This is a genomic window from Lysobacter sp. K5869, assembly GCF_018847975.1.
Classification (GTDB): domain Bacteria; phylum Pseudomonadota; class Gammaproteobacteria; order Xanthomonadales; family Xanthomonadaceae; genus Lysobacter.
Genome location: NZ_CP072597.1, coordinates 1,966,741 through 1,991,291 on the forward strand (window position 1 = coordinate 1,966,741; position 24,551 = coordinate 1,991,291).

At 68.6% G+C, this 24,551-nt stretch carries 29 protein-coding genes; 15 read left to right on the top strand and 14 right to left on the bottom strand.

From position 1 onward, the window contains the following. Positions 1–62 precede the first annotated feature (62 nt). Together J5226_RS08385 and J5226_RS08390 are read right to left on the bottom strand one after the other, a co-directional pair. Entirely contained in the window at positions 63–350 is a 288-nt protein-coding gene (locus J5226_RS08385) for a hypothetical protein (protein ID WP_215839469.1), read from the bottom strand. After that, a complete protein-coding gene (locus J5226_RS08390) occupies positions 340–1,140 on the bottom strand; it encodes a hypothetical protein (RefSeq protein WP_215839470.1) in 801 nt (266 codons plus the stop codon). Before J5226_RS08390 ends, J5226_RS08385 begins: the two co-directional genes overlap by 11 nt. A 273-nt stretch (positions 1,141–1,413) precedes the next feature. Here J5226_RS08390 and J5226_RS08395 point away from each other — a divergent pair, with 273 nt between their 5' ends. The 5 genes from J5226_RS08395 to J5226_RS08415 all read left to right on the top strand — a co-directional run bounded on the left by J5226_RS08395 (position 1,414) and on the right by J5226_RS08415 (position 5,985). Continuing rightward, on the top strand, positions 1,414–1,926 hold the full coding sequence (locus J5226_RS08395; protein WP_215839471.1) for a hypothetical protein: 513 nt from the start codon (positions 1,414–1,416) through the stop codon (positions 1,924–1,926). Between the two features lie 222 nt (positions 1,927–2,148). Continuing rightward, on the top strand, positions 2,149–2,742 hold the full coding sequence (locus J5226_RS08400) for a hypothetical protein (protein WP_215839472.1): 594 nt from the start codon (positions 2,149–2,151) through the stop codon (positions 2,740–2,742). A gap of 119 nt (positions 2,743–2,861) precedes the next feature. After that, complete coding sequence (locus J5226_RS08405) at positions 2,862–4,253, top strand: peptidoglycan-binding domain-containing protein (RefSeq protein WP_215839473.1); 1,392 nt, start codon at positions 2,862–2,864, stop codon at positions 4,251–4,253. 267 nt (positions 4,254–4,520) lie between these two features. Then, positions 4,521–4,658 carry a hypothetical protein gene (locus J5226_RS08410; RefSeq protein ID WP_215839474.1) on the top strand — a complete coding sequence of 46 codons (138 nt, stop codon included), beginning with the start codon at positions 4,521–4,523 and terminating at the stop codon, positions 4,656–4,658. Positions 4,659–4,731: 73 nt separating this feature from the next. Next, the gene (locus J5226_RS08415) at positions 4,732–5,985 is read left to right on the top strand and encodes a YcaO-like family protein (protein ID WP_215839475.1); all 1,254 of its coding nucleotides are present in this window, start codon (positions 4,732–4,734) and stop codon (positions 5,983–5,985) included. A 228-nt stretch (positions 5,986–6,213) separates the two neighbouring features. Here J5226_RS08415 and J5226_RS08420 read toward each other — a convergent pair whose 3' ends face one another. Then, positions 6,214–6,891: a hypothetical protein gene (locus tag J5226_RS08420; protein WP_215839476.1), complete on the bottom strand. Its 678-nt coding sequence runs from the start codon at positions 6,889–6,891 to the stop codon at positions 6,214–6,216. Positions 6,892–6,968: 77 nt separating this feature from the next. Then, positions 6,969–8,633, bottom strand: coding sequence for an alkaline phosphatase (locus J5226_RS08425; protein WP_215839477.1), 1,665 nt, complete (start codon positions 8,631–8,633; stop codon positions 6,969–6,971). Between the two features lie 360 nt (positions 8,634–8,993). Here J5226_RS08425 and J5226_RS08430 point away from each other — a divergent pair, with 360 nt between their 5' ends. Then, positions 8,994–10,061, top strand: a complete 1,068-nt coding sequence (locus J5226_RS08430; protein WP_215839478.1) for a hypothetical protein — start codon at positions 8,994–8,996, stop codon at positions 10,059–10,061. 289 nt (positions 10,062–10,350) lie between these two features. Here J5226_RS08430 and J5226_RS08435 read toward each other — a convergent pair whose 3' ends face one another. The 3 genes from J5226_RS08435 to J5226_RS08445 are packed head-to-tail and all read right to left on the bottom strand — an operon-like array spanning position 10,351 to position 11,868. Then, a complete protein-coding gene (locus J5226_RS08435; RefSeq protein ID WP_215839479.1) occupies positions 10,351–10,821 on the bottom strand; it encodes an SRPBCC family protein in 471 nt (156 codons plus the stop codon). Beyond that, positions 10,818–11,186 carry a metalloregulator ArsR/SmtB family transcription factor gene (locus tag J5226_RS08440; protein ID WP_215839480.1) on the bottom strand — a complete coding sequence of 123 codons (369 nt, stop codon included), beginning with the start codon at positions 11,184–11,186 and terminating at the stop codon, positions 10,818–10,820. Before J5226_RS08440 ends, J5226_RS08435 begins: the two co-directional genes overlap by 4 nt. A gap of 4 nt (positions 11,187–11,190) precedes the next feature. Then, positions 11,191–11,868, bottom strand: coding sequence for a glutathione S-transferase family protein (locus J5226_RS08445; RefSeq protein WP_215839481.1), 678 nt, complete (start codon positions 11,866–11,868; stop codon positions 11,191–11,193). Positions 11,869–12,039: 171 nt separating this feature from the next. Here J5226_RS08445 and J5226_RS08450 point away from each other — a divergent pair, with 171 nt between their 5' ends. Next, positions 12,040–12,549: an STM3941 family protein gene (locus tag J5226_RS08450; RefSeq protein WP_215839482.1), complete on the top strand. Its 510-nt coding sequence runs from the start codon at positions 12,040–12,042 to the stop codon at positions 12,547–12,549. A gap of 2 nt (positions 12,550–12,551) precedes the next feature. Then, positions 12,552–12,968, top strand: a complete 417-nt coding sequence (locus J5226_RS08455) for a hypothetical protein (RefSeq protein ID WP_215839483.1) — start codon at positions 12,552–12,554, stop codon at positions 12,966–12,968. A 16-nt stretch (positions 12,969–12,984) separates the two neighbouring features. Here the strand turns inward: J5226_RS08455 and fabR are convergent, their stop codons facing one another. Further along, positions 12,985–13,641 carry an HTH-type transcriptional repressor FabR gene (gene fabR, locus J5226_RS08460; RefSeq protein ID WP_215840362.1) on the bottom strand — a complete coding sequence of 219 codons (657 nt, stop codon included), beginning with the start codon at positions 13,639–13,641 and terminating at the stop codon, positions 12,985–12,987. A 125-nt stretch (positions 13,642–13,766) separates the two neighbouring features. Between fabR and J5226_RS08465 the strand changes: the two genes are divergently transcribed. Continuing rightward, complete coding sequence (locus J5226_RS08465) at positions 13,767–14,873, top strand: ferredoxin reductase (RefSeq protein ID WP_215839484.1); 1,107 nt, start codon at positions 13,767–13,769, stop codon at positions 14,871–14,873. Between the two features lie 10 nt (positions 14,874–14,883). Then, a complete protein-coding gene (locus J5226_RS08470) occupies positions 14,884–16,029 on the top strand; it encodes an acyl-CoA desaturase (protein WP_215839485.1) in 1,146 nt (381 codons plus the stop codon). A gap of 87 nt (positions 16,030–16,116) precedes the next feature. On the opposite strand, the gene J5226_RS08475 is transcribed toward J5226_RS08470, so the two are convergent. Beyond that, the gene (locus J5226_RS08475) at positions 16,117–16,827 is read right to left on the bottom strand and encodes a glutathione S-transferase family protein (RefSeq protein ID WP_215839486.1); all 711 of its coding nucleotides are present in this window, start codon (positions 16,825–16,827) and stop codon (positions 16,117–16,119) included. A gap of 127 nt (positions 16,828–16,954) precedes the next feature. On the opposite strand from J5226_RS08475, the gene J5226_RS08480 reads away from it, so the two are divergent. Next, positions 16,955–17,857, top strand: a complete 903-nt coding sequence (locus J5226_RS08480; protein ID WP_215839487.1) for a LysR substrate-binding domain-containing protein — start codon at positions 16,955–16,957, stop codon at positions 17,855–17,857. A 60-nt stretch (positions 17,858–17,917) separates the two neighbouring features. Here the strand turns inward: J5226_RS08480 and J5226_RS08485 are convergent, their stop codons facing one another. Further along, entirely contained in the window at positions 17,918–18,397 is a 480-nt protein-coding gene (locus J5226_RS08485) for an Lrp/AsnC family transcriptional regulator (RefSeq protein ID WP_215839488.1), read from the bottom strand. A 144-nt stretch (positions 18,398–18,541) separates the two neighbouring features. Between J5226_RS08485 and J5226_RS08490 the strand changes: the two genes are divergently transcribed. Beyond that, on the top strand, positions 18,542–19,159 hold the full coding sequence (locus J5226_RS08490) for a glutathione S-transferase (protein ID WP_215839489.1): 618 nt from the start codon (positions 18,542–18,544) through the stop codon (positions 19,157–19,159). Between the two features lie 142 nt (positions 19,160–19,301). Continuing rightward, positions 19,302–19,751: a hypothetical protein gene (locus J5226_RS08495; protein ID WP_215839490.1), complete on the top strand. Its 450-nt coding sequence runs from the start codon at positions 19,302–19,304 to the stop codon at positions 19,749–19,751. Between the two features lie 22 nt (positions 19,752–19,773). On the opposite strand, the gene J5226_RS08500 is transcribed toward J5226_RS08495, so the two are convergent. The 3 genes from J5226_RS08500 to J5226_RS08510 are packed head-to-tail and all read right to left on the bottom strand — an operon-like array spanning position 19,774 to position 21,583. Continuing rightward, positions 19,774–20,205, bottom strand: a complete 432-nt coding sequence (locus J5226_RS08500; protein WP_215839491.1) for a hypothetical protein — start codon at positions 20,203–20,205, stop codon at positions 19,774–19,776. 26 nt (positions 20,206–20,231) lie between these two features. Continuing rightward, positions 20,232–21,086: a sterol desaturase family protein gene (locus tag J5226_RS08505; RefSeq protein ID WP_215839492.1), complete on the bottom strand. Its 855-nt coding sequence runs from the start codon at positions 21,084–21,086 to the stop codon at positions 20,232–20,234. Then, positions 21,086–21,583, bottom strand: a complete 498-nt coding sequence (locus tag J5226_RS08510; protein WP_215839493.1) for an SRPBCC family protein — start codon at positions 21,581–21,583, stop codon at positions 21,086–21,088. The genes J5226_RS08505 and J5226_RS08510 overlap by 1 nt, the downstream gene beginning before the upstream one ends. Before the next feature lie 116 nt (positions 21,584–21,699). Between J5226_RS08510 and J5226_RS08515 the strand changes: the two genes are divergently transcribed. After that, positions 21,700–22,125 (top strand): hypothetical protein, encoded by a 426-nt coding sequence (locus J5226_RS08515; RefSeq protein WP_215839494.1) that lies wholly within the window; start codon positions 21,700–21,702, stop codon positions 22,123–22,125. Between the two features lie 64 nt (positions 22,126–22,189). Here J5226_RS08515 and J5226_RS08520 read toward each other — a convergent pair whose 3' ends face one another. Further along, positions 22,190–22,876 carry a Sir2 family NAD-dependent protein deacetylase gene (locus tag J5226_RS08520; protein ID WP_215839495.1) on the bottom strand — a complete coding sequence of 229 codons (687 nt, stop codon included), beginning with the start codon at positions 22,874–22,876 and terminating at the stop codon, positions 22,190–22,192. A 172-nt stretch (positions 22,877–23,048) separates the two neighbouring features. On the opposite strand from J5226_RS08520, the gene J5226_RS08525 reads away from it, so the two are divergent. Continuing rightward, positions 23,049–24,551 (top strand): amidohydrolase family protein, encoded by a 1,503-nt coding sequence (locus J5226_RS08525; RefSeq protein ID WP_215839496.1) that lies wholly within the window; start codon positions 23,049–23,051, stop codon positions 24,549–24,551.

The window sequence follows — 24,551 nt, forward strand, 5'->3', positions numbered from 1 at the left end:
ACCCGTGTAGAGAGGCGCATCGCGAGGCCGGTGGGCGAACCGGGCGCACTGGCGCACGCGACTCAATAGTCGCGTACCAATGTCCAAACATACCGCCCCGCGGGAAACCGCGACGCCGCCCGTTCGATCTCCTCGGGCGTCGCTCCGTCGGCGTAGCTGTGTTCGGCCACTCGCCGCACTTCCTCGGGCGTCACCGGCGACCAGCAATCCAGGCCGGTCTGCGCCGAGGTCGGCGCGCGGTCGAGCACGTCGAGTGCGGAATCGTGGGTGGCGTTGCGGCCGAGCCAGCGTTCGCAGACCACGGCCGCGGTGGCGGGGTCGAGGATGAGCAGCGACAGGTCAGAGGCCACGGAAGGGGTCTTGGTAGTACAGCGAGACGAGGGTGTCGGCGGCCTTGCCGTAGAGGTCGGCGATGAGGGCGCTGCGTTCGTTTTCGTAGTCGCCGAGGTGGGATTCGCGGCGCAGCAGGCGCGCGGCTTCTTCGCGGGTGATGCGGCCCCAGGCGGTCGCGCGGTCGTCCTGGTGGTCGGGCGCGCGGCCGAGCGCGGCTTGGGCGTCGTCGCGGGAGACTTCCAGGCTGGTCCAGCCGAGCAGGACGTAACCGGGGCCGAAGGTGGCGAGGGTGCCCCAGGCTTTGTAATCCAGGCTCATCGGCGGGCGCGCTGTGGCGGATTCGGTGTGCGATCTTGGCGCGTCCGCGTGACGCCCGCGTGTTGCCGGCGCGGCGGCGGCAGGGTCGGGGGCGCTTCGGGGTGCGCCCTGAGTCGGTTCTTTCGGCGCCAGCGTCGGGGTCCGGCGGTTGAGGTGTTCGACCTGCTCGAAGCTGCGGTCCGCCGGCGTTTGCGTGGCTTGCTGCGCGTCGGTGCGGGTGTGGAAGTGCGGCCCTGGCTCGCCCCAGGGCGAGCAGGCGGTGAACACCGCGGGGCCGCCGGGCGCATTGACGAGGGCGATCCGCAGCCGGCTCGCCGCATCGTGCGTGGTGGCGGGCAGGACGGGAAATCCGGCTAGTGCGGATTCCAATCGAGCGTTCGGACCGCCCATCGCTGAGGTCCCATCGGGCGCGATCACGATGCGTTGCGCGCATGCGTGTTCGAGCTTGGTGTCAGAGCCAGCGAAACGATTCGTCATCGGCGGATCCATCCAGCCCCGTTCTCGAGCGGGGCGAGGTCTGTTGTAAGCCAACCCCTCCGCCGCAAAAAGCGAACTTCTAGTTGCGCTGACGCGGATACGTGGTATCTGTGCCTCAGACCGCCGCGGACCCCGACAAGGGCGTGGCGGTCGGCCACTCAGGGGCGTGGCGGGGTTCGTAGATCAGCGAAATCAGCGGTCGCCGTAACGGCGGCGGCCATGGGGTGCCCGGCCCGGTGCGTCGCCGGGCGGAAGGAACCGTCATCACTTCAATCAGGAGTCTGTATGCGTAAGCGTGTTTTGTTCGCCGCGGTGCTGTGTTCGCTGTTGGCCGCTCCGGCGGCGTGGGCGCAGGAAGAGGCGAAGGCGGCCGGCGATGAGGCCAAGGCCGAGAGCAAGGGCGAGGCCGAAGGGGCGGCGCCTGCGCCGGCCAAGCCGGGCGCGGCGCTGCCGAAGCTGCGCATCGTCTGGGACTGCGGCGAGTGCGAGCACAACGACAAGGTGCCGCCGTTGATCGAAGCGGCCTACGCGGCCGAAGCGCAGAAGCATTCGGCGCAGGTCTCGGGCGAGGACGCCGCCGAGGTCGCCATCGTCGATATGCGTCAGCGGCCGCCGGGCGTGCGGGTGATGTTCGGGATCATGGCGGGGCGCGATCGGTTGAAGCTGCGCATCCGCTATCGGGGCCATGAGTACGAGGCCAACGAGACCTCGTCCAACATCATCCAGGGCCTCAACAGTCTGTCGGCTTCGGTGGGGCGGCAGGCGTATCAGCAGTTGGCGGGCGCCGGGTCGCCGTGACGGCGGCGCGGGCGCGAGGGCCGAGGCGGTCTCCGCGCCCGCGAGTCGTGCCCCCGGGGCGCTAGGCCCGCGGGCGCGGCCTGTTCATCGAATTTCCGCAGTATCTGCGCCGGTTTTGAGCGCAAACTCCGCCCACGCGGCCTACACTCCCGGGGCGAGGTATCGCCGCAAACCGCACCGCGACACAATGTCGGCTCCCCTTAGGATGAGATCGGAGGTAGCGTGAAATTGGTTCAGACCCTGAGCGCGATGGCGCTGTGCCTGGCCCTGGCGGCCTGCAATTCCGGCGCTCCGGCGTCCGCGCCGGCCGCCGATGCGGCCAAGGCGCCGGCCGAAGCCGCCGCCGCGCCGGCTGCAACCCCCGCGCCCACCGCCGCTCCGACGGCCGCGGCGCCCGAAGCCGCGGCGCCCACCACCGCCGGCGATGCGCCGGCCGCCAATGCGCCGCCCGCCTCGGGCGACGTGTTCAAGGCCACCGAGGCCCAGCTCGAGAAGGGCATGGCCTACGTCGATTTCCGCAAGATCGTGCTGGCCCAGGGCTGGCAGCCGCTGGCCACCGCGCAGTGCAAGGAGAACGTGATCGGCGGCGACTACCAGCGCATCTGCGCGAAGAATCCCGACCGCTGCAAGATCTGCACCGACTTGCCGGAGTTGAACGCGTGCAGCGGCGACGGTTACTGCCTGATGCAGTTCAAGCACGCCGGCGCGAGCGGCGTGTTGAAGGCCACCGCGTATGGCGAAGCCGACGGTTGGCGCGAGCGCGAATCGGGTTTCGGCATCACCGAGTGGGAACTGGCCGACAAGGCCGCTGAGTGATCGCTTGCGCGCGCCGGCCGTTCGCGTCGGCGCGCAGGAGGGAAGCGGCGCCGGCGGCCGCGTGAGCCGCGGCCGCTTCCCGTATCGACGGTTTCATCTGGCAGGAAAAGGAGATTCTCATGAGCCAAAACCCTTTGCTGGCGCTGATGCATCAGGGCGAGTCGGGCACCGCGGGCTATAACGCCTACAACCGCGGCACTTACACCGGCGACGACGGCAAGCAGCACATCCGCGGCGCCGACCGCCGCATCGATTTCTCGCAGATGACCATGGGGCAGGTGCTCGATGCCCAGGCGTTGCCCAACGGCGATCCCAACCGCGTGTTCGCGGTCGGCAAGTACCAGATCATTCCGGCGACGATGCGCGATTCGGTCGACGCGCTCGGCATCGACCGCAATCAGCAGTTCACCCCGCAGGTGCAGGATCGGATCTTCTCCGAATATCTGATCGTCGATAAGCGCCCGGACATCCGCAACTACATCACCGGCCAGCCCGGCGCCAGCCTGACGCAAGCGCAGCACGCGCTGTCGCTGGAGTGGGCGAGCTTCGGCGATCCGAGCAAGGGCGGCGCGAGCCATTACGGCGGCGCCAACCACGCCAGCATCACCTTGCAGCAGTCGGGCGATGCGTTGAATCAGATGCGCGACGAGTATCGCGCGGCGATCGGCCGCGGGCTGTCGCCGGATCAGGCTTGGCGCGCGACCATCGACGACAATCCGAACCGCACGCTGCCGGCGTCGATCACCGCGCCGCGCACCCAGGGCGGCGGCGCCAACCGCGATGCGATGGCCGACGGCATGCTGACGCTCAACGAGCGCGGCCCGGCGGTGACCGCGTTGCAGGAACGCCTGAGCGCGCTGGGCTATCGCGACGCTGAAGGCAACGCGCTCAAGCCCGACGGCCATTACGGCGAGCGCACCAAGGAAGTGGTGGAACGCTTCCAGCGCGAGCACGGCCTCACCGACGACGGCAAGGCCGGGCGCAACACGCTCGAAGCGCTGCGCACCGCGCAGCCGACCCAGGCCACGCCGCAGCAGCCGGGCGAGCAGACCCCGGGCGCGCGCCAGCCGGGCGCGGCCGATCCGCAGCAGCCGGCGAACGGCGAGCGTCAGCCGCTCGGTCCGGCGCCGCTGTCGAATCCGCACAATCCGAACAACCCGCTGTATCAGCAGGCGATCCAGGGGTTGGAGAAGATCGGCCCGAACGGCGGTTTCGCCGACCGCGAGCAGATGGAGCGCGCCGCGGCGACGCTGACCTACGAAGCGAAGGTCAGCGGTTTGAACCGCATCGATCACGTCGTGCCCAACGCCAACGGCACCGGTTTGTTCGCGGTGCAGGGCGGCTTGAACGATCCCAGCCACCATCGCGTGCACGTGGACCGTCAGCAGGCGGTCGGCCAGAGCGTCGAGCAGACCAGCCAGCAGCTGCGCCAGGACGTGCCGCAGCCGACGCTGCAGCCGGCGCCGGACTCGCAGGCGCAGGAACGCTCGTCGCGGACGATGATGGCGTAAGCCGTCGCCGTAGCGCAGCACCCACGGGCCGCCCGCGCGATGCGCGGGCGGCCCGTTTCGTTTGCGCGGCCGCGTTCATCATTACACGACGCATATTTGCTGAGACGTTCGCGTATTTAGCGGACGTAGCGACGAGCGCCGATTGAACCGGCCCAGCGGCGGCCGTATAGCTGACGCGCAGGTCGCGGGGACGGCGCGCGAAGACTCGATCCGTCCGGCGGCGCTGCGGAGCCGTTCGCCGTTCCATCGACACGACAAGAGGACGTCATGAAGAAGAGCATCAATACTTCGATCTACAAGAACCCCATCTACCTGATTCCGGCCGCCCAGCAGCAGGTCAGCCAGAACCAGACCCCGGCGCCGACGCCGGAAGAGAAGGCGATCTTGGAACTGCTGGCGAAGTAAGCCGGCGGCGCGCGCGGCGGCGCGGCTCACGGCCGCGCCGCTTCGTTGGGGGGCTACGCGCAAGGAGCGCGGCATGATTCCGTTGGAACGCGAACGCACGCTGGCTCAGGCCGGGCGTGCCATCGAGTTGTTTCTGGCGCGCGCCGGCTGGAGCGCGCGCATCGAGGATACCGGCGAGCGCTTGCAGGCGGCGATGTGTTGGCTGCTCGACGCCGACGGCGAGGTGTTCGCCAACGGCTACGGCAAGGGCGAGCGCGAGGCCGCGCGCATCGGCGCGCTGTACGAGGCGGTCGAGCACGTGTACGCCAACGCGCAGTCGCCGCACGAGCGTCTCGAGTTGGTGCCGGCGGCGGCGTTGTCCGCCGATCCGCGCTACGGCGCGTTGCCGTTCGCGGCCGAGTTCGGGCGGCAGAGCGGGCGGCAGTTGAGTTGCCGGCGCTATCGGCCGTTCTTCGCCGACGACGACAGCGATTCGCTGGCGGTGCCGCTGTTCCTGATTTGCCCGTCGGCGGTGAACGCCTTGCTGCCGGGCGACGATTTCGATTATTCCAGCGTGATCCGCTACGGCTCCAACAGCGGCGTGGCGATCGGCGCCAGCGTCGAGGAAGCGGCGGTGCACGCGATCGGCGAACTGGTCGAGCGCGATTCGTGGTCGCTGTTTCTAGCCGCGCATTTTCTCGGCGATCCGGCCTCGTTCGGCGCGTGGATCGAGCCGGGGTCGTTGCCGGAGGAGGTCGCGCGCACGCATGCGGCGGCGCAGCGCCAGCTCGGGCGCGAGATCCGGTTGATCGAGGCGACCAGCGATTTGGGGATTCCGGCGTTCATCGCCACCACCGACGGGATCGAGGCCGGCGAAGCGGTGTGTCCCGGCGGCTACGGCGCGTCGCTGTACGCCGGGCACGCGGCGATCCGCGCATTGACCGAGTTGGTGCAGACGGTGCTGATCGGCCGGCGTTTGGAGACAGTGAGCGCGTACAGCCGGCAGACGCTGGAGGCTTTGGCCGAGTATCCGAAGCTGCGCGATTGCGCTTATTTTCAGGTCGATTTCGAGCGCATGCAGAGGCGGCGCTGGGAGCATGCGCCGCGCGAGCGGCAGGCGCCGGCGGCGCTGTTGCGCGAGTTGCTGGCGCGCTTGGGCGAGAGCGGGATCCAGGTGCGTTACGCAATCAACCACCGCGAGGGCGACGCGTTCTGCGTGGCGAGTTGCGTGGCGCTGGAGTTGGAGCGCTTCTTGCTGGTGACCACGGGCATGGTCATGGCGCCGGGGCGGCGTGGGATGGCGTTGCTGGCGCGGGCGGAAGCGGCGAAGGAAACCGAAGCCGCCTAGCGGCGGCCCGGGCCAACGCTGCGACTCTCCCCGTACCGCGGAAAGCCCGAAGCCCGACTGTAGGAGCGGCGCAAGCCGCGACGCGGCCACCGCATACGCCGAAGACATCCGGACGGGCGACCAACCTGCCGCTGCTGCAGGATCGCTTCGATTTCTTAGCCGGCGCCGGATAACGATTTTCGCGGTCGCGGCTTACGCCGCTCCTACACGGAGAAGCGGCGGTTTCGCTCAGTGCTCGTGCGCGTGACCGTTGCGCTTGAGGTAATTCGCCGCGAACGGATCGAGCTCCATATCGCCCAGATCGGTGTAATCCGTCTCGCGATAGCCGTCGGTGGCGGTGAAGGCCTCGGCGGCGGGAACGCGTTCGAGCTTGACCAGCTTGAGTTCGTAGAAGCCCGCGTCGCCGGCCTTCGGCTTGGCCGGGCCGGTGCGGTAGTACGCCGGCAAGCCTTCGCCGGCCAGCCAGTCCAGCGCGATCGCGCGGCCTTCCGCGCTTTCGCCGCGATAACGCTCCGCGCTCAAACCCAGCGGCTTGGCCGTGCCGTCGCGCTTGAGCTTGTCGCGCAACTGCGGGTTGATCGGGCTGGCGAGTTGCTCCCACTGCGGCATGCGGCCGACGGTGCGCAGGTCGCCCGGCGCCCAGGCCACGCTGCGTTTTTCCGCGGCGAACAGTTCCAGCCGGCTGATGCCGTCGGGCGTCTGCCGCCACAGTTCCACCGGTTCGCCTTGCTGGCGGTATTCGATGCGGTCGGCGCCGCGCACCAGCACGAGGCTGCGCTCGCCTTGCGCGTCGCGCACGCTGTAGTGCGCGACCACGACTTGCGCGTCGGTGGCGGCGGCGCTCGTCGCCGAAGCGGCCGCCGCCTCCTCACCGGCCCACGCGGGGCCGGCGAGGACGAAACACAAAGCGAGCGCGAGGCCGCGTCCCGCCGCGATCCGCCGCGCACCGGCGGCGGATCGCTTCCTACCGAAACCCAATCGCATCACAGCTTGGCCTGATTGCGCGCCATGCCGGTGCGCAGATCCTCTTCCATCAGCGGCGCGGCGAGCGCGCCGCGGCCGTGGGCCCAGCCGTTGCCGCAGTAGCCGAACAAGGCGCACAGGAAGGCGCTGGTGTTGCGCTGCGATTGCGCCATCACGTGGAAGATCGTGTTCTGCTCGACCACGCCCTGGAACGCGTGAGCGCCGGGGCCGCGGGCGTAGATGCCGACGTCTTCGGCCGCATGGGTTTCGTCGCCCAGCGGAATCGTGGCTTCCTGCAGGTAATCCGGGTGCGCGGTGTCGACGTTGGTCAGGTCCGGACGCGCGTTCGGGCCGCGGTAGCCGGGGCCGTTGACGTAGCCGAGTGTGGTGTAGGGCTTGCCGTTCTTGTCCAGGGCGAGCTGGCCGTTGGTGACGACCTTGCCGAGGATGTCGTTGCCGCGGTCGGGATAGCCGGCGACAGTGAAGGTGTGGCTGTGGTCGGCGGTGACGATGATCAGCGTGTCGCGCTCGTCGGTCTTCTTCAGCGCGGTGCGCACCGCGTCGGACAGGGCGATGGCGTCGGTCAGCGCGCGGCTGGCGTTGCCGGCGTGGTGGGCGTGATCGACGCGGCCGCCTTCGACCATCAGGAAATAGCCCTTGCGGCTGCTGTTGGCGAGCACGTCGATGGCCTTGGAGGTCATGTCCGACAGGCTCGGTTCCTTGCCGGTGTCGTTCGGGCGGTCTTGCTCGTATTCCATGTGCGAGCGCTCGAACAGGCCGAGCAGGTGGCGGGTGTGGCGAGGGTCGATCGCGTCGAACTGGGCCTTGTTCCACACGTAGGCCGAGCCCGGACGGCCGGTCCATTCGTACGGCAGGTTGCGGCCGTCCTTGCGCCGGCCCTTGGCGCCGGCGTCTTCCGGATCGGCCACGGTGTTGGGCAGGAAGTAGCTGCGGCCGCCGCCGAGCGCGACTTCCAGGCCGTCGCCGTAGGGGAATTCGATCAGCTGGCGGGCGATGTCCTTGCAGCCGTTGAGGCGCGCTTCGTCGCTGAGTTCGGCGTCGCTTTCCCAATCGCGGTTCGGCGTATGCGCATAGGTCGCCGCCGGAGTCGCGTGGGTGATGCGCGCGGTGCTGACGATGCCGGTGGCCAGGCCCAAGGCCTCGGACAGTTCCAGCATGGTGACCACGCCCTGGCCGCGCGCGGAGGCGCAGTTGCCGTACTTGGCCTGCTGGGTGACGCTGAGCACGCCTTGGTTGGTCTTGATGCCGGTGACCATCGCGGTCATGGTCGGTGCCGAGTCCGGGGTCTGGCCGTCGACCGAGTAGGTCTTGGACAGGCTCACGTAGGGCAGCTTCTCGAACGAGAGCGAGTTCTCTTCGCCGCTGCCGCCCTTGAGCTGGCCTTCGCGGATGCGCGCGGCGGCGATGGTCGAGATGCCCATGCCGTCGCCGACGAACAGGATCACGTTTTTGGCCTTGAACGGCAGCGGGCGCAGGTTGGCGCCCTTGCGCGCGGTTTCGGCGCCTTCCTCGAACCAGCGCTGTGCGTTTTCCTCGCGCGGCGGCGCCTTGCGCGCGGCTTGCTTGGGCGCGGCGAGGGCCGGCAGGGCGATCAGGACCGTGCACAGGGCGGCGCCCAGGACGGTGTAAGCGGGCAGGGCGTAGCGATGCGTGGTGGCGCGCATGGGAGCGGGGCTCGTCGATGGTACGGGGGAGCGGCCACTGTCGTGCGGCTTGATTGCAGTCGCATGACTGACTGGGAAGCGCATCGCAGAAGCGCGACCGGCATCGTGGTTGCGCGCGTCGCACGCGTGCGCACGAGCGTGCGCGGCGGTTCGCGATGGCCTTCGCAGTTTCGGCGCCGGCGCATGAACGCGCTTCCCGTTTCGCCCCGAATCGTTCCCGCAATGTTCCTCGCCGCGGCGCGCGGCCTTGCCTAGCGTGGAGGGCGCTGGTTGGCCGTGCCGTCGCGCAGCGGTTCATCCGGTTCAGCAGTTCGGTCCGCAGGAGCGGCCCGGCCGTAGTCATCCATCGAAGGAATCGACATGAGCAAGAGCATTCGTACCCGTGTGTTGCCGCTGGCGCTGTGCGCGCTGGCCGCTGCGTTCTCGCAGGCGGCGTGGGCGGAGGATTCGCAGGAGGAGACGCCGCAGGAAGAGCGCGACTTCGCCGCGAAATTGATCCCGATGTCGGAAGCGCAAAAGATGTTCGTTGAATACACCCTGGAGCTGGAAAAGCGCTACCCCGACAGTGCTCAGGTCGACCCGGAGAAGTTCCTGAACGAAGAAGGCGAAACCTACGCTCTGCTGTACTGCCGGTCGCTGGGTTTCGAGGGCGCGTGCGTGGTCGAGAGCCAGGACGGAGTCGATCGATTCGTCGCGTACTCGCCAGCGCAGAAGGTCTCCGCGAACACCGCGGGCAAGGCGGTTTCGTTCGTTTGGTGGAACTGGCTGAACCTGCGCCTGTTCTCGGTCGGCGTGATTCCGGACCGCAGCTGCCCGTCCCAGTATCCGACGACGTGGCTCTATCACGACGACGAAGACCGCCGCAACGCGAACTCACGCGGTGGCTGGATCGGCGCAACCACCTCCAACAACAACACCACGTGGCGTTACTGCCGTATCGACGACAGCCGCTCGCTGTCGTTTCGGCCTCTGCCGAATGGCGGCAACGCTTACGACTACTCAGTTCTGAAACTGGGCGTGTTTTGTCCGTCGGGCGCACGCACCGTCATTCGGCGTCAGAACAACGAGAACTGGAACAATCAGAACAGCAATTCCGGGCCACTTACGATCTTCCCCAGCAGCCAAGGCTGGCTGTTCCCGCCCGCGCCGCTGCCCTTCAATGGCCCGCTGCCAACCACGATCACCCACTACTGCCACTTCGACGGCGCGGCGCCGTCGTGGCTGGGCTACATGTCCAGCTTCCCGAACCTGGGCTTCGCTTACGGCGTGCATGCGCCTTCCGCGTTCCCTAAGCCCTGGGCGCTCGCCACTGGTTGGGTGCATCAGGACGATGAAGACTGGTTCAACTTCAACGCTTGGTGGGGTTGGCCGGACAATGTGATGAGCGGTGGCGGCAACACCTGGCGCGGCATGGCCCGGGTTCGCTGAGCCGTAGGATTTGGACGGCAAGGTTTAAGCCGCTGGGTATGTTCATCGCCGCGCCGCGGCCGCCGCCGTTCTCCCTGTGAACGGCGGCGGTTCGCGGTGCAGTTTTGCTTCGGCCTACGAAGATGCCGGGAATCCGACTGTAGGAGCTGCGCGAGCTGCGACCGCGACATCGCGCTTGCGGCGCAATCGGCTACCCCGCGGTCGCAGCTTGCGCAGCTCCTACAGTCGGATTGCGTGGTCGATGGCAGGCCAGAAGGCGAAAGGCCGCGGCTTGGCAGTCTTTCGCGGATTACTGCCTCGACGCTTCGTGCAGATACAGCGAAATGTTCTCGAACAAAACCTGCGTCCCCTCGCGCCGGTCCTCCAGGCTCTGCAACCCATCGAAAAACACCAATTGCTCGGTGAACACCATTCGCGCCCCGTCGCCATCGGCGAGGAATTGCACCGTCGCCAGCGACGCCGTCAGCCGTTCGTCGCCGACGTCCATCGAGAAGCCGTAGACGATGCGCTGGTTCTCGACGATGTCGAAGTAATGCCCGTGAAAACGATGGATCGATCCGCTCGGACCGCGATTGACGATGACTTCCTCGCCGCCGCGGCGGAAGTCCAGCCGGTGTTCGATCACCTCCATGCCCTCCTGGCACGTACTCCAGGCGCGCTTGGCCTGCGGATCGGCCCAGGCGCGGAACAGTTTGCGCGGGCTGGCCGCGAAGCGGCGTTCGATGGTGAATTCGCCGTGCTGCACGCTGCGCTCGTTCATGCCTCGTCCTCGTCGTCGGGTTGCGCCGCCAGATAGCGTTCGAGCGCGTCGAACTGCGATTGGTAGCGGGCCTTGCGTTGCGCCAGCCATGTTTCCACCGCGGCCAGCGCGTCGGGCGCGATGCGGTAGGTGCGTACGCGTCCGCGTTTTTCCGACAGCACGATCCCGCCGGATTCGAGCACGGCGAGGTGTTTGACCACCGACGGCAGCGCCATCGCTAACGGTTGCGCCAGCTCCGACACCGACGCGGGGCCGGCGCTGAGGCGGTCGATCATGCTGCGGCGGCTGGCGTCGGCGAGCGCCTGGAACAAGCGGTCCAGGCGTGCGGGATCGTCGGCGCCGCGGCGGGCGGTGCGGGGCGGCATGGCGTCAGTCCTGCAGGAAGCGCGCGGGGATCAGGCGGTGGAACGGGAACATCGGGAAGTACGGCCGCGCTTCGGCCAGGGTGCGGCGCACCGAGGCGCGGTCCATCAAGCGTTCGTAATAGCTCCGCAAACGCGCATGTTCCCGCGCGACCGGCGCGACGATGGCGGCGTAGAACAGCGCCGGCGCGGCCGCGCAGTCGGCCAGGGTGAAGTCGTCGCCGCAGATCCACTCGCGTTCGGCCTGGCGCTCGATCATGCCGTAGGCGAGCGTCAGCGTGGCGCGCGCGTCGGCGACGCCGCGCGGGTCTTTCTCGTCCGGGCCGCGCAGTTCTTCGAGCACGATGCGCTGCATCGGCGTTTGCACGTACAGATCGAAGAAGCGGTCCCACAGGCGCACGTCCAGGCGCGCGTCCGCGTCGGCCGGCAGCAGCGCGCGCGGGCCGGGGTAGTGCTGTTGCAGATACTCGACGATGATCGAGGTCTCCGGCACCGTGCGCCCGCGCGCTTCGTCGCGCAGCACCGGCATCTTGCCGACCGGCCACAGTTCGAGGAAATCGGCCTTGCGGTCGGGGTCGCCGAGATCGACCAGATGGTCTTGGAAGGGCGTGCCGTTTTCGTACAGCGCGATCAGCACCTTGTGGCAGAACGAGGCCAAGGGGTGCGAGTACAGGTGCAGGGACATGGCGGGCTCGCGGGGCGGGTTAAAGTTTCCTTGATGGCTAAGTATTGGCATGCCCTGGAGGCGATTGCAAGAACTCTTTCCTCATCGGCTAAGTATTGGCGGCTGCGGCGCCGAAGCGACTAAAGTCCCGGGACGCGGCGCGGCCGCGGGTTTCGGCGCAGAAGGAAAGAGATGCAGACGGATCGGCTGGTGATCGCGAACTCGCGCGGCAAGTACGCGTGGCTGCTGCTGATCTGTTCGGCGTTCGTGGCGATCGGCGCGCTGATCGTGCTGCGCGCGCCCGGCCTGGTGGCTTTTCTGATCGGCGGCGCTTCGATCGTGTTCTTCGGCGGGGGCGCGGTGTTGTTTGCGTTCCAGTTGATCGACCGCCGGCCGCGGCTGATCTGCGACGACGAGGGGTTGTACGACCGCGCTCTGGGCATCGGCGTGATTCCTTGGCGCGACATCGTCGATGCGCAGTTGCATTCGGTGCGCGGCCATCCTTTCGTTTGCCTGCGATTGCGCAATCCCGAGCACTGGCTGGCCAAGCTGTCGCCGCGTCGACAGCGGCTGGTCGGGTTCAGCCAACGCTTCGGGTTCGGCGCGCTGAACGTCACTCTGTCGGGCGCGGCGATCGATCCGCAGGTCGTGTTGAAGCGGATTCTTAAGTACTCGGCGATGCATGAGCCGGGCAGGGGATGAAGATGAGCGCCATCGCGAACCAAGGCGACGCCGCGCGCTTGCTTGAGTTCCTGCACGGCGAATGGCGCCGCTGTTCGCCCGGGCAATTGCGCCGCGGCGTGTGGGTGTCGCAGCACGAACCCATCGCCGCCGACGCGGAAGGGGGATCCGCACTCTCGCAGCCGTTGCTGCGCGCGTGGTGGATGGATTGGGATGGGATCGAGCTGCGCCCGGCCCTGTCGTTCAAACTCTTCTGCGATCACCTGAAGCCGCGCGATGCGCAGACCCTTTACGAGATCGGCATGTCGAACTTCGCCGCGTTTCCGCATGCGCCGTTCTATTGCGTGGATACGGTCCGCGGCCCGTTGGACGGCGACGGTTGGCGCGTGCGAGTGACGCAGGCGGCGGTGGACGTGCTGGAGAAACGCTGGGTGTCGTGATCGCGCCCGAGCGGAATCAGCGCGACTTCGCCGCGCGCCTGCGCGCCGCCTTGGCCCGCTCCGCCATCGCTCCCGACCCCGCGAGGATCATCCGCACCATCGAGCTCATCTGCTCGATCAGCTCGGGATCCTTCTCGCGCGGCATGTCCATCGCGGTGGCGCCCATCGCGAACACCAAACGGGTGATCGAGCGCGCGACCAGCGCGGGCTCGTACAGTTCGACGTCGTCCAGCGCGGCCAGCCGGATCAAGTCCACGCGCAGTTCTTCCTCGAAGAACGACAGCTCGCGGTCGACCGCGCGCTTGAACGCGTCCGAGCCGACCGTGCCTTCGCGCAACAGCACGTGCAAGAGGCGGTCATCGGCGCGCAACTGTTCCATGAAAGCCTCGATGGAACTGCGCACGATGCTGCGCCGCGTGGTCAGCCGGTGGCGGGCCTCGCCGACGATCTTGCGCAGCGATTGCCCGGCCAGGTCGATCAGGGCCACGGCCAGTTCGTCGGTGTCGCGGAACTGGCGGTAGAAGCTGTTCGGCGCGATGCCGGCTTCGCGCGCGACCTCGCGCAGGCTCAGCGAGGACACGCTGCGGTGCGGGCCGACCAGTTTCAGCGCCGCGTAGATGATGTCCTCGCGCGCGATCGTCGCCTTGCGGCCCGGGTGGCTGTCGACGTCGATGTCGGAGGAGAGGCGTTGGCTCACGGGGCGGCGGCGCGTGGACGGGCAGCGCACATGATACTCCCGTTGCTGAATTAATATACGGTTGTGCACACAACTGTGCGGATATCTGTATAGTGCCCCCCATGAACGCTGCCGTCCTCCCCGCCGCCGCCAGTCCGCGCAGTCGCCTGCGCCGCTTGGTTTCGCCCTTCGTTTCGCCGCAAGTCTTTGATTTTTGGGCTTCCCGGCTGCATCCGACCTGGTCGTGGGAGCGCTCGCTGGCGCGCATCGTCGGCCGCGCCGAGGCCTCGGCCGACGCGGTCACCCTGTTGCTGGCGCCGAACCGGCACTGGCGCGGGGCGGTCGCCGGTCAGCACCTGCTGATCGGCGCGCGCATCGACGGGGTCCTGGTGACCCGCAGCTACAGCCTGTCCGACGCCGCGCGCGGCGACGGCCGGATCGAAATCACGGTCAAGGCGATCGAGGGCGGCAAGCTCAGCGGCCACCTGCGCGACAACGCGCGGATCGGCGACGTGCTCGAACTCGGCCCCGCGTTCGGCGAGATGACCTTGCCCGAGCGCGCCGACGGCGCGCGCTTGTTCCTCGCCGCAGGCAGCGGCATCACCCCGCTGATGGCGATGGTGCGCGCGCAAGCGGCGCAGGGCATGCCGGCGCCGTTGACGCTGTTGTACTGGGCGCGCCGCCGCGAAGAACTGTGCTTCGTCGAAGAGCTGCGCGCGTTGGCGTCCGCGCATGCGAACTTTCAGGTGCGTTTCCTGCTGACCCGGCAAGAGCCGCGCGCCGACGACGAAGACGCCGGCCGCATCGATGCCGCGCTGCTCGCGCGCCACGCCGGCGATCTGCGCGAACGCGCGGTGTTCGCCTGCGGCCCCGGCGGTTTCGTCGACAGCGCGCGCGCCTGCGCCGAAACCGGCGCGCGTTCGTTCGCCAGCGAAGCCTTCACGCCGCCGCCGCGCGAAAGCGGCGAGGACGGCCACGCCGAAGTCGTGCTCGCGCGCAGCGGCCGCCGCTTCCAATTGCCGCGCGGCGAATCGCTGTTGACCGCGCTGGAAGCGCAAGGGCTCAAGTTGCCTTCGGGCTGCCGCATGGGCCTGTGCAACACCTGCGCCTGCGGCAAGTCCGCCGGCGCCACCCGTCATCTGCACACCGGCGCGCTGCACGGCGAACCGGTGTCCGCGCTGCGGCTGTGCGTGAACGCGCCGGCCGGCGATCTCACCCTCGACCTTTGAACCTTCCCGCATGAGCAAGCAACGCAACCGCGCGCTGAGCGCGCAGGAACTCGACCGCTTCGGCGAAGAACTCGACGCGCTGCGCGCGCGCACCCTGGCCCAGGTGGGCAAGGTCGACGCCGACTACATCCGCCGCGTGGTCGCGGCGGTGCGCTACACCGGATTGGCCGGACGCTTGCTGCTGTACGTCGGCGCCATCGGCGGCGCGTTCGTGTCGTGGCTGCTGTGGCCGGCGTGCGTGCTCGGCGCGCTGCTGCTGGCGGCGTCGAAGATCATGGAGAACATGGAAGTCGGCCACAACGTCATGCACGGCCAGTACGACTGGATGCGCGATCCGCATCTGGACGGCCGCACCTACGAATGGGACATCGTCGCCACCGGCGACAATTGGCGCAAGACGCACAACTTCCAGCACCACACCTGGACCAACGTGCGCGGCATGGACGACGACATCGGCTACGGCCTGCTGCGGATCTTTCCCGAGCAGCGCTGGCGCCCGTTCTATCTGTTGCAGCCGCCGATCGCGGTGATCTTCGCGCTGCTGTTCCAGTGGGGCGTGGCGATTCAGGAACTGCGCGTGGGCCGCTGGCTCGCCGGCAAGACCACGCACCGGGCGATGTGGCGCAAGTTCGTTCCGGTCGGCCGCAAGATGGGCAAGCAGCTGTTCAAGGATTACCTGCTGTTCCCGGCGCTGGCCGGCCCGTTCTTCCTGCCGGTGCTGCTCGGCAACATGGTCGCCAACGGCATCCGCAACGTGTGGACCTACGTGGTGATCTTCTGCGGCCACTTCACCCACGACGTGGAAGTGTTCCCGAAGGAATCGGTGCGCAACGAATCGCGCGGACATTGGTACCTGCGCCAGCTGCGCGGCTCGGCCAACCTGACCGGCGGCAAGGTCATGGACCTGATGACCGGCAACCTGAGCCACCAGATCGAGCACCACTTCTATCCCGACATCCCGGCCTGGCGCTATGCGTCGATGGCGGTGGAGGTGCGCGAGATCTGCGCGCGCTACGGCCAGCATTACGACACCGGCTCGCTGCCGGGGCAGTTCGCCGAAGTCAGCTGGCGGATCGTGCGCCATGCCTTCCCGAGCCGTCCGCGCAAGCGCCGGCCGCTGGTTCGCGCCGAGGCGGCGTTGGAAGCGCAGGGCTGACGGTCCGCGCTTCATCGCGGCGACTTGCGAACGAGTCCCCCGACGCCTCGCGGCATCGGGGGATTTTTCGTTTCGGCGCCGTCGCGATCAGGCCGCGCGTTTGAGCGCCACCGATTCGGCGATGCTCACTTCGCCTTCGAAGCGGCCGACGCTGGTCGCCGGGCGCTGCTGCTCGATGGCGTGGGCGAAGGCCACCGCCGGTTCGGCTTCGAGCTTGTCGAACAGGCGCTGCAGGTTCGGGTAATCGCGGCGGTCGACCACGTTGTGGTACTTGGTCCAGCGCGCGATGCCGATGAAGTAGGCGTCGGCGAGGGTGCGGCGTTCGCCGAGCAGCCAGGGCTTGTCGCCGAGCATGCGCTCGAGCTCCTGGTGCGCGCGGACCACGCGGATGCGGCCGTACTCGGTCAGCACGCGCTGGGTGTCCTCGTCCGACTCGTGCTCCAGGATCCACCACAGCGACGAGAACGAGCCGAAGAACGTGGTGTTGAGGAAGGCGAGCATGCGGTTGAGTTCGTCGAACTCCGGCGTGCCCTGCTGGAACGAGATGCCGGCGGCCAGCGCGCCCGGGGTGGCGCCGATGTGGTTGAGGATGGCGAGGCTCTCGGCGAGATAGTCGCCGCGCGCGGTGGCCAGCGCCGGGGTCTCGCGCACCGGGTTGATCGCGGCGTAGAGGTCGGTCTGCATGTCTTCGGGCATGTTCACGCGCGCCAGCCGGTAGGGCTGGCCGGACCATTCCAGGGCGACGATGGAGCCGAACGAGCAGCCGGAGGGGACGCCGTAATAGAGGATCGGGGACATGGAGGGTTCCTTTGGTTCGAGTGGGCCGCGTCGTTCGCGGCGGGTGTGACCACTCTAGGTGTGTGGACTTTGGCCGTGTAGTCGGCGGAAAGTGGACTCAAAGTCCACATATGTGTACTTTCCGGCCATGTTGAACCTCAACGATCTGGTCCTGTTCGCCACCGCGGTCGAGAGCGGCGGCTTCGCCGCGGCCTCGCGCCGGCTCGGCGTGCCCAAGTCGACCATCAGCAAGCGCGTGGCCGCGCTGGAGGACGAGTTGGGCGTGCGCCTGATCCACCGCACCTCGCGCAGCTTCGTGCTGACCGACACCGGCCGCGATTTCCACGAGCACGCGCGCGCGGCGCTGATCGAAACCGAGGCGGCCGAGAACGCGGTGCGCAGCCGCGTCGCCGAGCCGAGCGGGCGGGTGCGCATCACCTGCGGCGTGCCGACCGCGCAGGAGTATCTGGCGCCGCACCTGCCGGCGCTGGCGCGCGCGTATCCGCGCCTGCAGGTCGAAGTCGACGTCAGCGACCGCTTCGTCGATCTGGTCCAGGAGGGTTACGACATCGGCGTGCGCAGCCATTTCGCGCCGCTGCCGGATTCGGGCTTGATCCAGCGGCAGGCCGCGGTCGAACGCATCGTGTTGCTGGCGGCGCCGGCGTATCTGGCGGCGCGCGGCGAGCCTTCGTCGCCGCAAGCGTTGGCCGAACACGACGGTCTGCTGACCGGGCCGGCGAACGGCGCGTGGACTTTGCGCGGCGCGGATGGCGCCAGCGCGGTAGTGTCGCCGCGGCCGCGCATGGTCGCCAACGAAGGGCGGGTGCTGGTGTCGGCCGCGGTCGCCGGACTGGGCATCGCGGTGCTGCCGGAAGGTTTGAGCCGCGCCGAGACCGAGTCCGGGCGATTGCGGCGCGTGCTGCCGCACTGGGACGCCGGCACGGTGACGACGAGTCTGGTGATGCCGCATCGGCGCGGCCAGTTGCCGGGCGTGCGCGCGACCGTCGAGTTCCTGATCGAGTGCCTGGCGCAGAAGCAAGGCGCGCGATGACGCGGGAGGGCGGGCCTTGTCGCTTGCGATGCGGCGACGCGGCTCGAACGCAAGGTCGCGTCAGTCGGCTTCTTCTTCCTCTGACACCGGAATCGCCAAGCCGCGCTTGACCAGACTCAGCGCGACATTGGTGGTGAAGCGGCGCACGTTCGGGTTCTCCGCCACCAATCGCAGCATCAGCGCATCGAACGCCTCGGTGTCCGGCGCGGTCACCACCAGCACGAAATCGGCTTCGCCGGTGACGTAGAACGCTTGCTGCACTTGCTCGCACGACGCGAGCCACTGGCGCAGTTGGGTCAGCAGTTCCGGCCGCTCGCGCTCGACCTGCAGCGAGACCAGAAAGAACGTCGGCTTGCCGACGCGCTTGGGATCGAGCACGGCGGCATGACGCTGGATCACCCCCGCCTCGCGCAGCTTGCGCAGCCGGCGCTGGATCGCCGAGGGCGACAGCGCGATCTGCTCGGCGAGGCGCTCGGCGGTCTGGCCGGCGTCGTCTTGCACGAGGTTGAGCAGCCGGCGGTCGAAGCGGTCGAGTTTCATGGCCGCCATCTTAGGCCGCCGAGCGCGCCGGCCACCACGTTCGCGCCGGAAAACCGCGCGGCGGCGGCCGTGGACGCGGCGCAAACGCGCGGCCGCGCCGTTAGCCTGATGCGCCTGTCCACCGTCCCCCGCGAAGGAAGCGTCATGCGCCTGCTGTACCAGACCCACTCGCCGTTCGCCCGCAAGGCCCTGGTGTTCGCCCTGGAAGCGGGATTGGGCGAGCGCATCGAGGTGATCCACCACGAGACCAGCCCGACCCTGCGCAACGAAGCGGTGTACGCGCAAAACCCGCTCGGCAAGGTGCCGGTGCTGCTGCGCCCGGGCCTGCCGCCGATCTTCGATTCGGATGTGATCTGCGCGTATCTCGACACCTTGCACGACGGGCCGTCGCTGATTCCGGCGCAAGGCGAAACGCGTTGGCACGTGCTGCGCTTGCAGGCGGTCGCGCAGGGACTGGCCGACACCGGCATCAAGGTGCGCTGGGAAACCGTGCGCCGGCCCGAGGCCTTGCGTTACGAGGCGCTGCGCGAGGGCTACACGCAGAAATTGCTGGAGAGCTACGACTGGCTCGAACGCGAGCTCGACGTCGAGGCGCCGCTGCACGTCGGCCATATCGCGGTCGCTACCGCGCTGAGCTGGCTCGCGTTCCGCGAACTGCCGGACTTCCGCGAAGGGCGGCCGCGACTGGCGGCGTGGCAGGACGCGTTCGAGCGCCGCGCGTCGATGCGCGCCACGCCGTTGTCGGGCGAAACCCAGGACTGACTCGTCGCCGCGGCCGGCGTGTCCTGCGCGGCCGCGGCGCTTCGTTCGCATAGTCAGGCGGAGCGGGCCGGGGCGAGCGCTCCGCGGCGCGCGCCGCGTTCGGCCGCGCGCGCAGGCTTCCGCCACGACTGCGAGGTGGACGATGAAGCGGATTTTCGGCGGTGCGATCTCGGTGATCCTGCTCGGGGTCTACGTGCACCTGATCAGCCTCGCCGTGCGGGTGGCGCTGTGCGTCGGCAAGGCCGGCTGCACCGAGTACACGGCCGGCCAGTTCAACGACGGCATGGCCCAGGCCTTGTCGGTGATCGGCGGCTTGGTGTCGGCGCTGGTGATCGCCGAGCTGGCCCTGTCCAAGCCGGGCGAAGCGCCGGGCACGCGGGTGCTCGACAGCGACGCGTCGACCGGCACAGTACGCACGGTGGCGATCGTGTCGGTGTTCTTCGTCCTGGTCTGGATCGGAACCGGCCTGACCGCGTTCCTGGTCGGCCTGTACCATCCGGCGACGTTGCCGGTGCTGACCACGCACGGACAGGCGTGGCTGGGGTTGGCGGTGTCGGCGGCTTACGCGTATTTCGGATTGCAGCCCAGGTAGCGCCGCGTCGGCGCGGGCGCGGCTATTTCGCCAGTACCCAATCTTCGAAGACCGCCAGATCGGTGACCGCGGCCTGCAACTGCTGCAGGCACGACGGCAGATCGTCGGGGTTGCGCTGTGGCAGTTCGCGCACGAGTCTGCGTCCGCGCTCGTCTTCGTCCGCGCGGGCCGTGGTGTCGATGCGCCAGGCTCGCTCCGTCCACAGCAGATCGACTTCCAGGTCGTATTCGCGGCCGTCGGCGGTGCGTACCACCAGGCCAAGGGTCAGGCAGCCGTCGTATTCGGTCTTGGCCGCGCCGGCGTGCACGGTGAAGGGGCGTCCGCTGAGCGCGAACACCGGATCGACCCGGCTCGCGCCCGCCGCGAGGTAGCCGCCGCGCAACTGCCGCAGGCGCTGCTGGCAGTCTTGAATCGTTGCGAGAAAGGCCGCGACGTTCGCGCTGTCCGGGCTCATGCTTGCGCTCGTTCCGTTCGCGGCGCTCAGGGCGCGCCGCCGCCGCCGTCGCGCAGATGCGCGAGCGAGCGCTCCGGCGGCCCGAACAGCTGCCCCAGCGCGCCGCGCAGCCCGCGCGCGCGCCAGGCGTCGGCGAACATCGCGATCCACTCGTGGAAGGTCAGCTTGATCGGATTATGGCTGCGGATCTCGCCGACGATGCCGTACTCGCACGGCGTGCCCGCGTCTTCCTCGACATACGTGCCGAACAGCTTGTCCCAGACGATCAGCACGCCGGCGTAGTTGCGGTCGATGTACTGCGGATTGCGCGCATGGTGGACGCGGTGGTGCGAGGGCGTGTTGAACACCTTTTCCAGCCAGCCGAGCTTGCCGACCGCCTCGGTGTGGACGAAGAACTGGAAGGCGAGGTTGATCGCGACCACCGCGACGATGTGCTTGGGCTCGAAGCCGATCCAGGCCAGCGGCAGCCAGAACACCCACATGCCCGAGATCGGATAGGTCAGGCTTTGCCGGAACGCGGTGGAAAGATTCAGGCGTTCCGATGAGTGATGGGTGACGTGCGAAGCCCACAACCAGCGCACCCGGTGGCTGGCGCGGTGGAACCAGTAGTAGAAGAAATCCTGGGCGACGAACAGTGCGGCGATGGTCCAGGCCGAGGCCGGCAAGTCGAACAGGCGATGCGCGTAGACCGCGTAGTACAGGCCGATCACGATCAGCCATGCGACCGCGTCGCTGGCTTGGTGCATCAGCGCCAGCGCCGCATTCGACAGCGTGTCGCGCAGGCTGTACTGGCCGGGCCGGCGTTTGCGCCAGTACCACGCTTCCAGTCCGATCAGGGCCAGAAACACCGGCGCCAGCGCCAGCAGGATCCACTCTTCCATCAGCGCCGTTCTCCGCGCCACGCGCCTTCCAGCGCCTGCGCCATGCGTTCCAGGCAGCGCGCCATCGCCGCGCGCATGCAGCCGCGCAGCAGCGGCGCGGCCAGCGGCCACGCCAGCGGCGAGGTCAGTTCGAATTCGTAGCGCCAGGCCACGCGGGTGGCGTCGCCGCCGTCGCTGCGGTCGCCCTCGAACTCCCAGCGCGCGTGGCCTTCGCGCGCCAGCCACGCCAGCGGCGGACGCAGCCCGCTGAGGGTGTAGGCGTGCAGGCGCGGCGGGTCGAGTTCGGTGATGCGTTCCATGAGCTTGGAGCCGTCGCTGTTCTCCAGCGAGCGCAGCGCGCCCACCGCCGGCGGCGCCAGTGGGGTGATGCGCTTGAGCGCGGGAATCGGGCCGTAGCCGGGGAACAGCGCGGGGAAGCGCTCGCTGTCGAGCGCCAAGGCGAACACCGCCTCGGGCGGCGCGTCGATGCGGCGTTCGGCGGTAAGGGACAGGCGCATGGGGCGAGTCTAGGAGCGGGCCGGGAGGCTGTCCACACGCCTGCGTACGTTTTGTGGGACGGGCATACTTCCGCCGGTCGAGCCCGCACCGCTGGGGGCGCAAAGTGAAGCACGGCATGTATCCACCCGATTACGTCGAATTCTTCGACCCGATGCAGTTCAGGCTCTGGGTGAAAATCGACCCGGGCAAGGTGGTGGCCGCCTCGGCCTGGTACGCGCAGCGCTACGAGGGCAGCATGAGCGCGGCGGCCTTTTATCGGGATTGCCGGGACGCCGTCCAGCGCGGCGACTACGTCGGCTTGCACGAGGTGCTGCACTTGCGCGAGGTGCCCGACGCCTTGGACAACCTGCCGGATTTCGCGGTGCCCGGTTCGGCCATCCTCGGCGAAGAGCCGATCGTTCCCGACGCGCAGACCCCGTTCTGCGAAACCCACGGCATCTTGTTCACCGCGGGTCAGGGCTGCGCCGTTTGCGACGATCCGGTTTGGCATCGGATGCCGCCGGGCCTGCGCGAGCGGTTGCAGCGCGGCGAGTTTCCCTGACCGCCCGCCGCTTGCGCGAAAGTGATGACCGCGGCCGCAAGCAGCGGCCACCGTTGCACAGGTCTCAGGCTTGCGCCAACCATTCCTCGACCAAGCCGGGCACCGTCTCCACCGCCGTCCCGCGCAGAAAGCGGTAATCGTCCGGCACGTCCTGCAGATCCGGCGAGACGAACACCCGCTCGGCCTCGGCCGGCGCGTAGTCGACCAGCCCCGCCGCCGGCCACACCGTCAGCGAGGTGCCGATCGCCAGCACCTTGTCGGCCTGCGCGAAATACCCCGCCGATTCGCTCAGGAACCGCACGTTCTCGCCGAACCAGACCACGTCCGGGCGCAACTGGCTGCCGAGCTCGCACAGATCGCCCAACTCGATCAGCGGGCTGCGCATCGGATAAATGCGCGATTCGTCGGCGGTGCTGCGCGCCTTGAGGATTTCGCCGTGCACGTGCAGCACCCGGGTCGAACCGGCGCGCTCGTGCAGGTCGTCGATGTTCTGGGTGACGATGGTCACCTCGTACTTGTCCTCGAGCCGGGCGATGGCCGCGTGCGCGGCGTTGGGGCTGGCCGCCAGCACGCCCAGGCGGCGCTCGTTGTAGAAGCGCAGCACGGTGGCCGGGTCGCGCCGCCAGCCGTCGGGCGAGGCCACGTCTTCGAGCCGGTGCTCGTGCCACAGCCCGCCCATGTCGCGGAACGTCTTGAGCCCGCTTTCGGCGCTGACGCCGGCGCCGGTGAACACCACGATCTTCTGTTTCATCCTTGCGACTTCCTTGTTGTCGAAACTTGCTTGCTGTCGAAACTTGCCAAACCGCGCCGCTGATCGGCGCGTTTCAACCATAACGCGGCGCCGCGCATCTGCCCATGCCGTCGGTCCGCGATTCGCGGCCGGCGCGCGCCGCTATGATCGCAACCACTGGCAGGAGAACCGCATGAACGTCCGCTTCCTCGCGCTGGGCTTGGCCCTGGCCGCCGCCGCACACGCTCCCGCGCAGGCGGCCGAGCGCTACTGGGTCCGCGATGTCGCGGTGATTCCCGCCGACACCGACGAGGTGCTGAGCCACCGCGACGTGCTGATCGAGGACGGGCGGATCCGCCGCATCGCCGCCGCCGACGCCCAGCGGCGCGTCGGCGACGCGCGGGTCGTGGACGGACGCGGCAAGTACTTGGTGCCGGGCTATGTCGACGCGCACGCGCACATCGCCACCGAGGGCGCGATCCGCGACAGCAAGGATCCGGCGATCAAGGGACTGGATCTGGGCGCGCAGCACGCGTACGACCGGCAGGTGATGCTGAGCTTCCTCAAGGCCGGCGTGACCGGCGTGGCCAACCTCGGCGGCAGCCCCGGCAGCGACGAGGACTTGCTGCGCTTGCGCGAGGAGATCGACGCCGGCCGTGCCGTCGGCCCCAAGCTCTACGTCGGCAAGCGCATCAACGGCCCGCGCGCGGCGGTTGCAGAGAAGCCCGACGGCCAGCCGGTGCCGGCGTCCAAGCCCGAAGCGCCGACCACCGCCGCCGACGGCATCGTCGCGGTGCAGCGCGCCAAGCAGCGCGGTTACGACTTCATCAAGCCCTATCAATTCCTCAACCGCGAGACCTATCAGGCGGTGGTCGAGGAGGCCAAGCGCCAGGGCTTCATCACCACCGGGCATCTGCCGGAACTCGGCTGCGCCACCTGCGCCGACCGCGCCTTCGCCTTCGCCCATCCGATGACCAACCTCGCCCACACCGAGGAACTGGCGCGCTTCGCCCGCATCGGCAGCGATCTGGCGCCGGCCGAGATCGAGACCTTGGCAAAGGCGGTCGCCGACAGCGGTCTGTCGGTCACGCCGACCTTGATCACGCTCAAAACCATCGTCGCCATGTACGTGCAGCGCGAAGTGCCGGCGGTGCCGAAGGGCTGGCTGGAGACGGTCGATCCGGTGACCCGGCTCGAATGGACGGCGCCGGCCAACCGTTACTTGAGTCAGGCATTCCGCGATCAAGAGGGCGCGGACCGATTCTCCGCCGGCTACGACTTCTCGCGCGTGCTGACCCGCGCGCTGTGGAAGCGCAAGGTGCCGCTGACCGTCGGTACCGACGCGGCGTTGCCGGGGCTGCCGTTCGGCGTGTCGGTACTGCAAGAAATGGTCGAACTGCGCGAAGTCGGCTTGCCCGCAGTCGAAGTGCTGCGCGCGGCTTCGATCAACGCGCACCGTTTGTTCGATCCGCAATCGGGCAGCGGCGCGGTGCGCGAGGGCGAACGCGCGAATCTGGTGTTGCTCGACGCCGATCCGCTCGCCGACATCCACAACGCCGCGAAGGTGGCGGGCGTGTTCGCGCAGGGGCGCTGGCTGTCGATCGCCGACATCGACCGGCAACTGAGCGAGGGCGAGGCGTTCGAGCAGGAGTTGCAACGGCAGATCGAACAGCGCAAGGCCGCGGCGGGGAGTTGA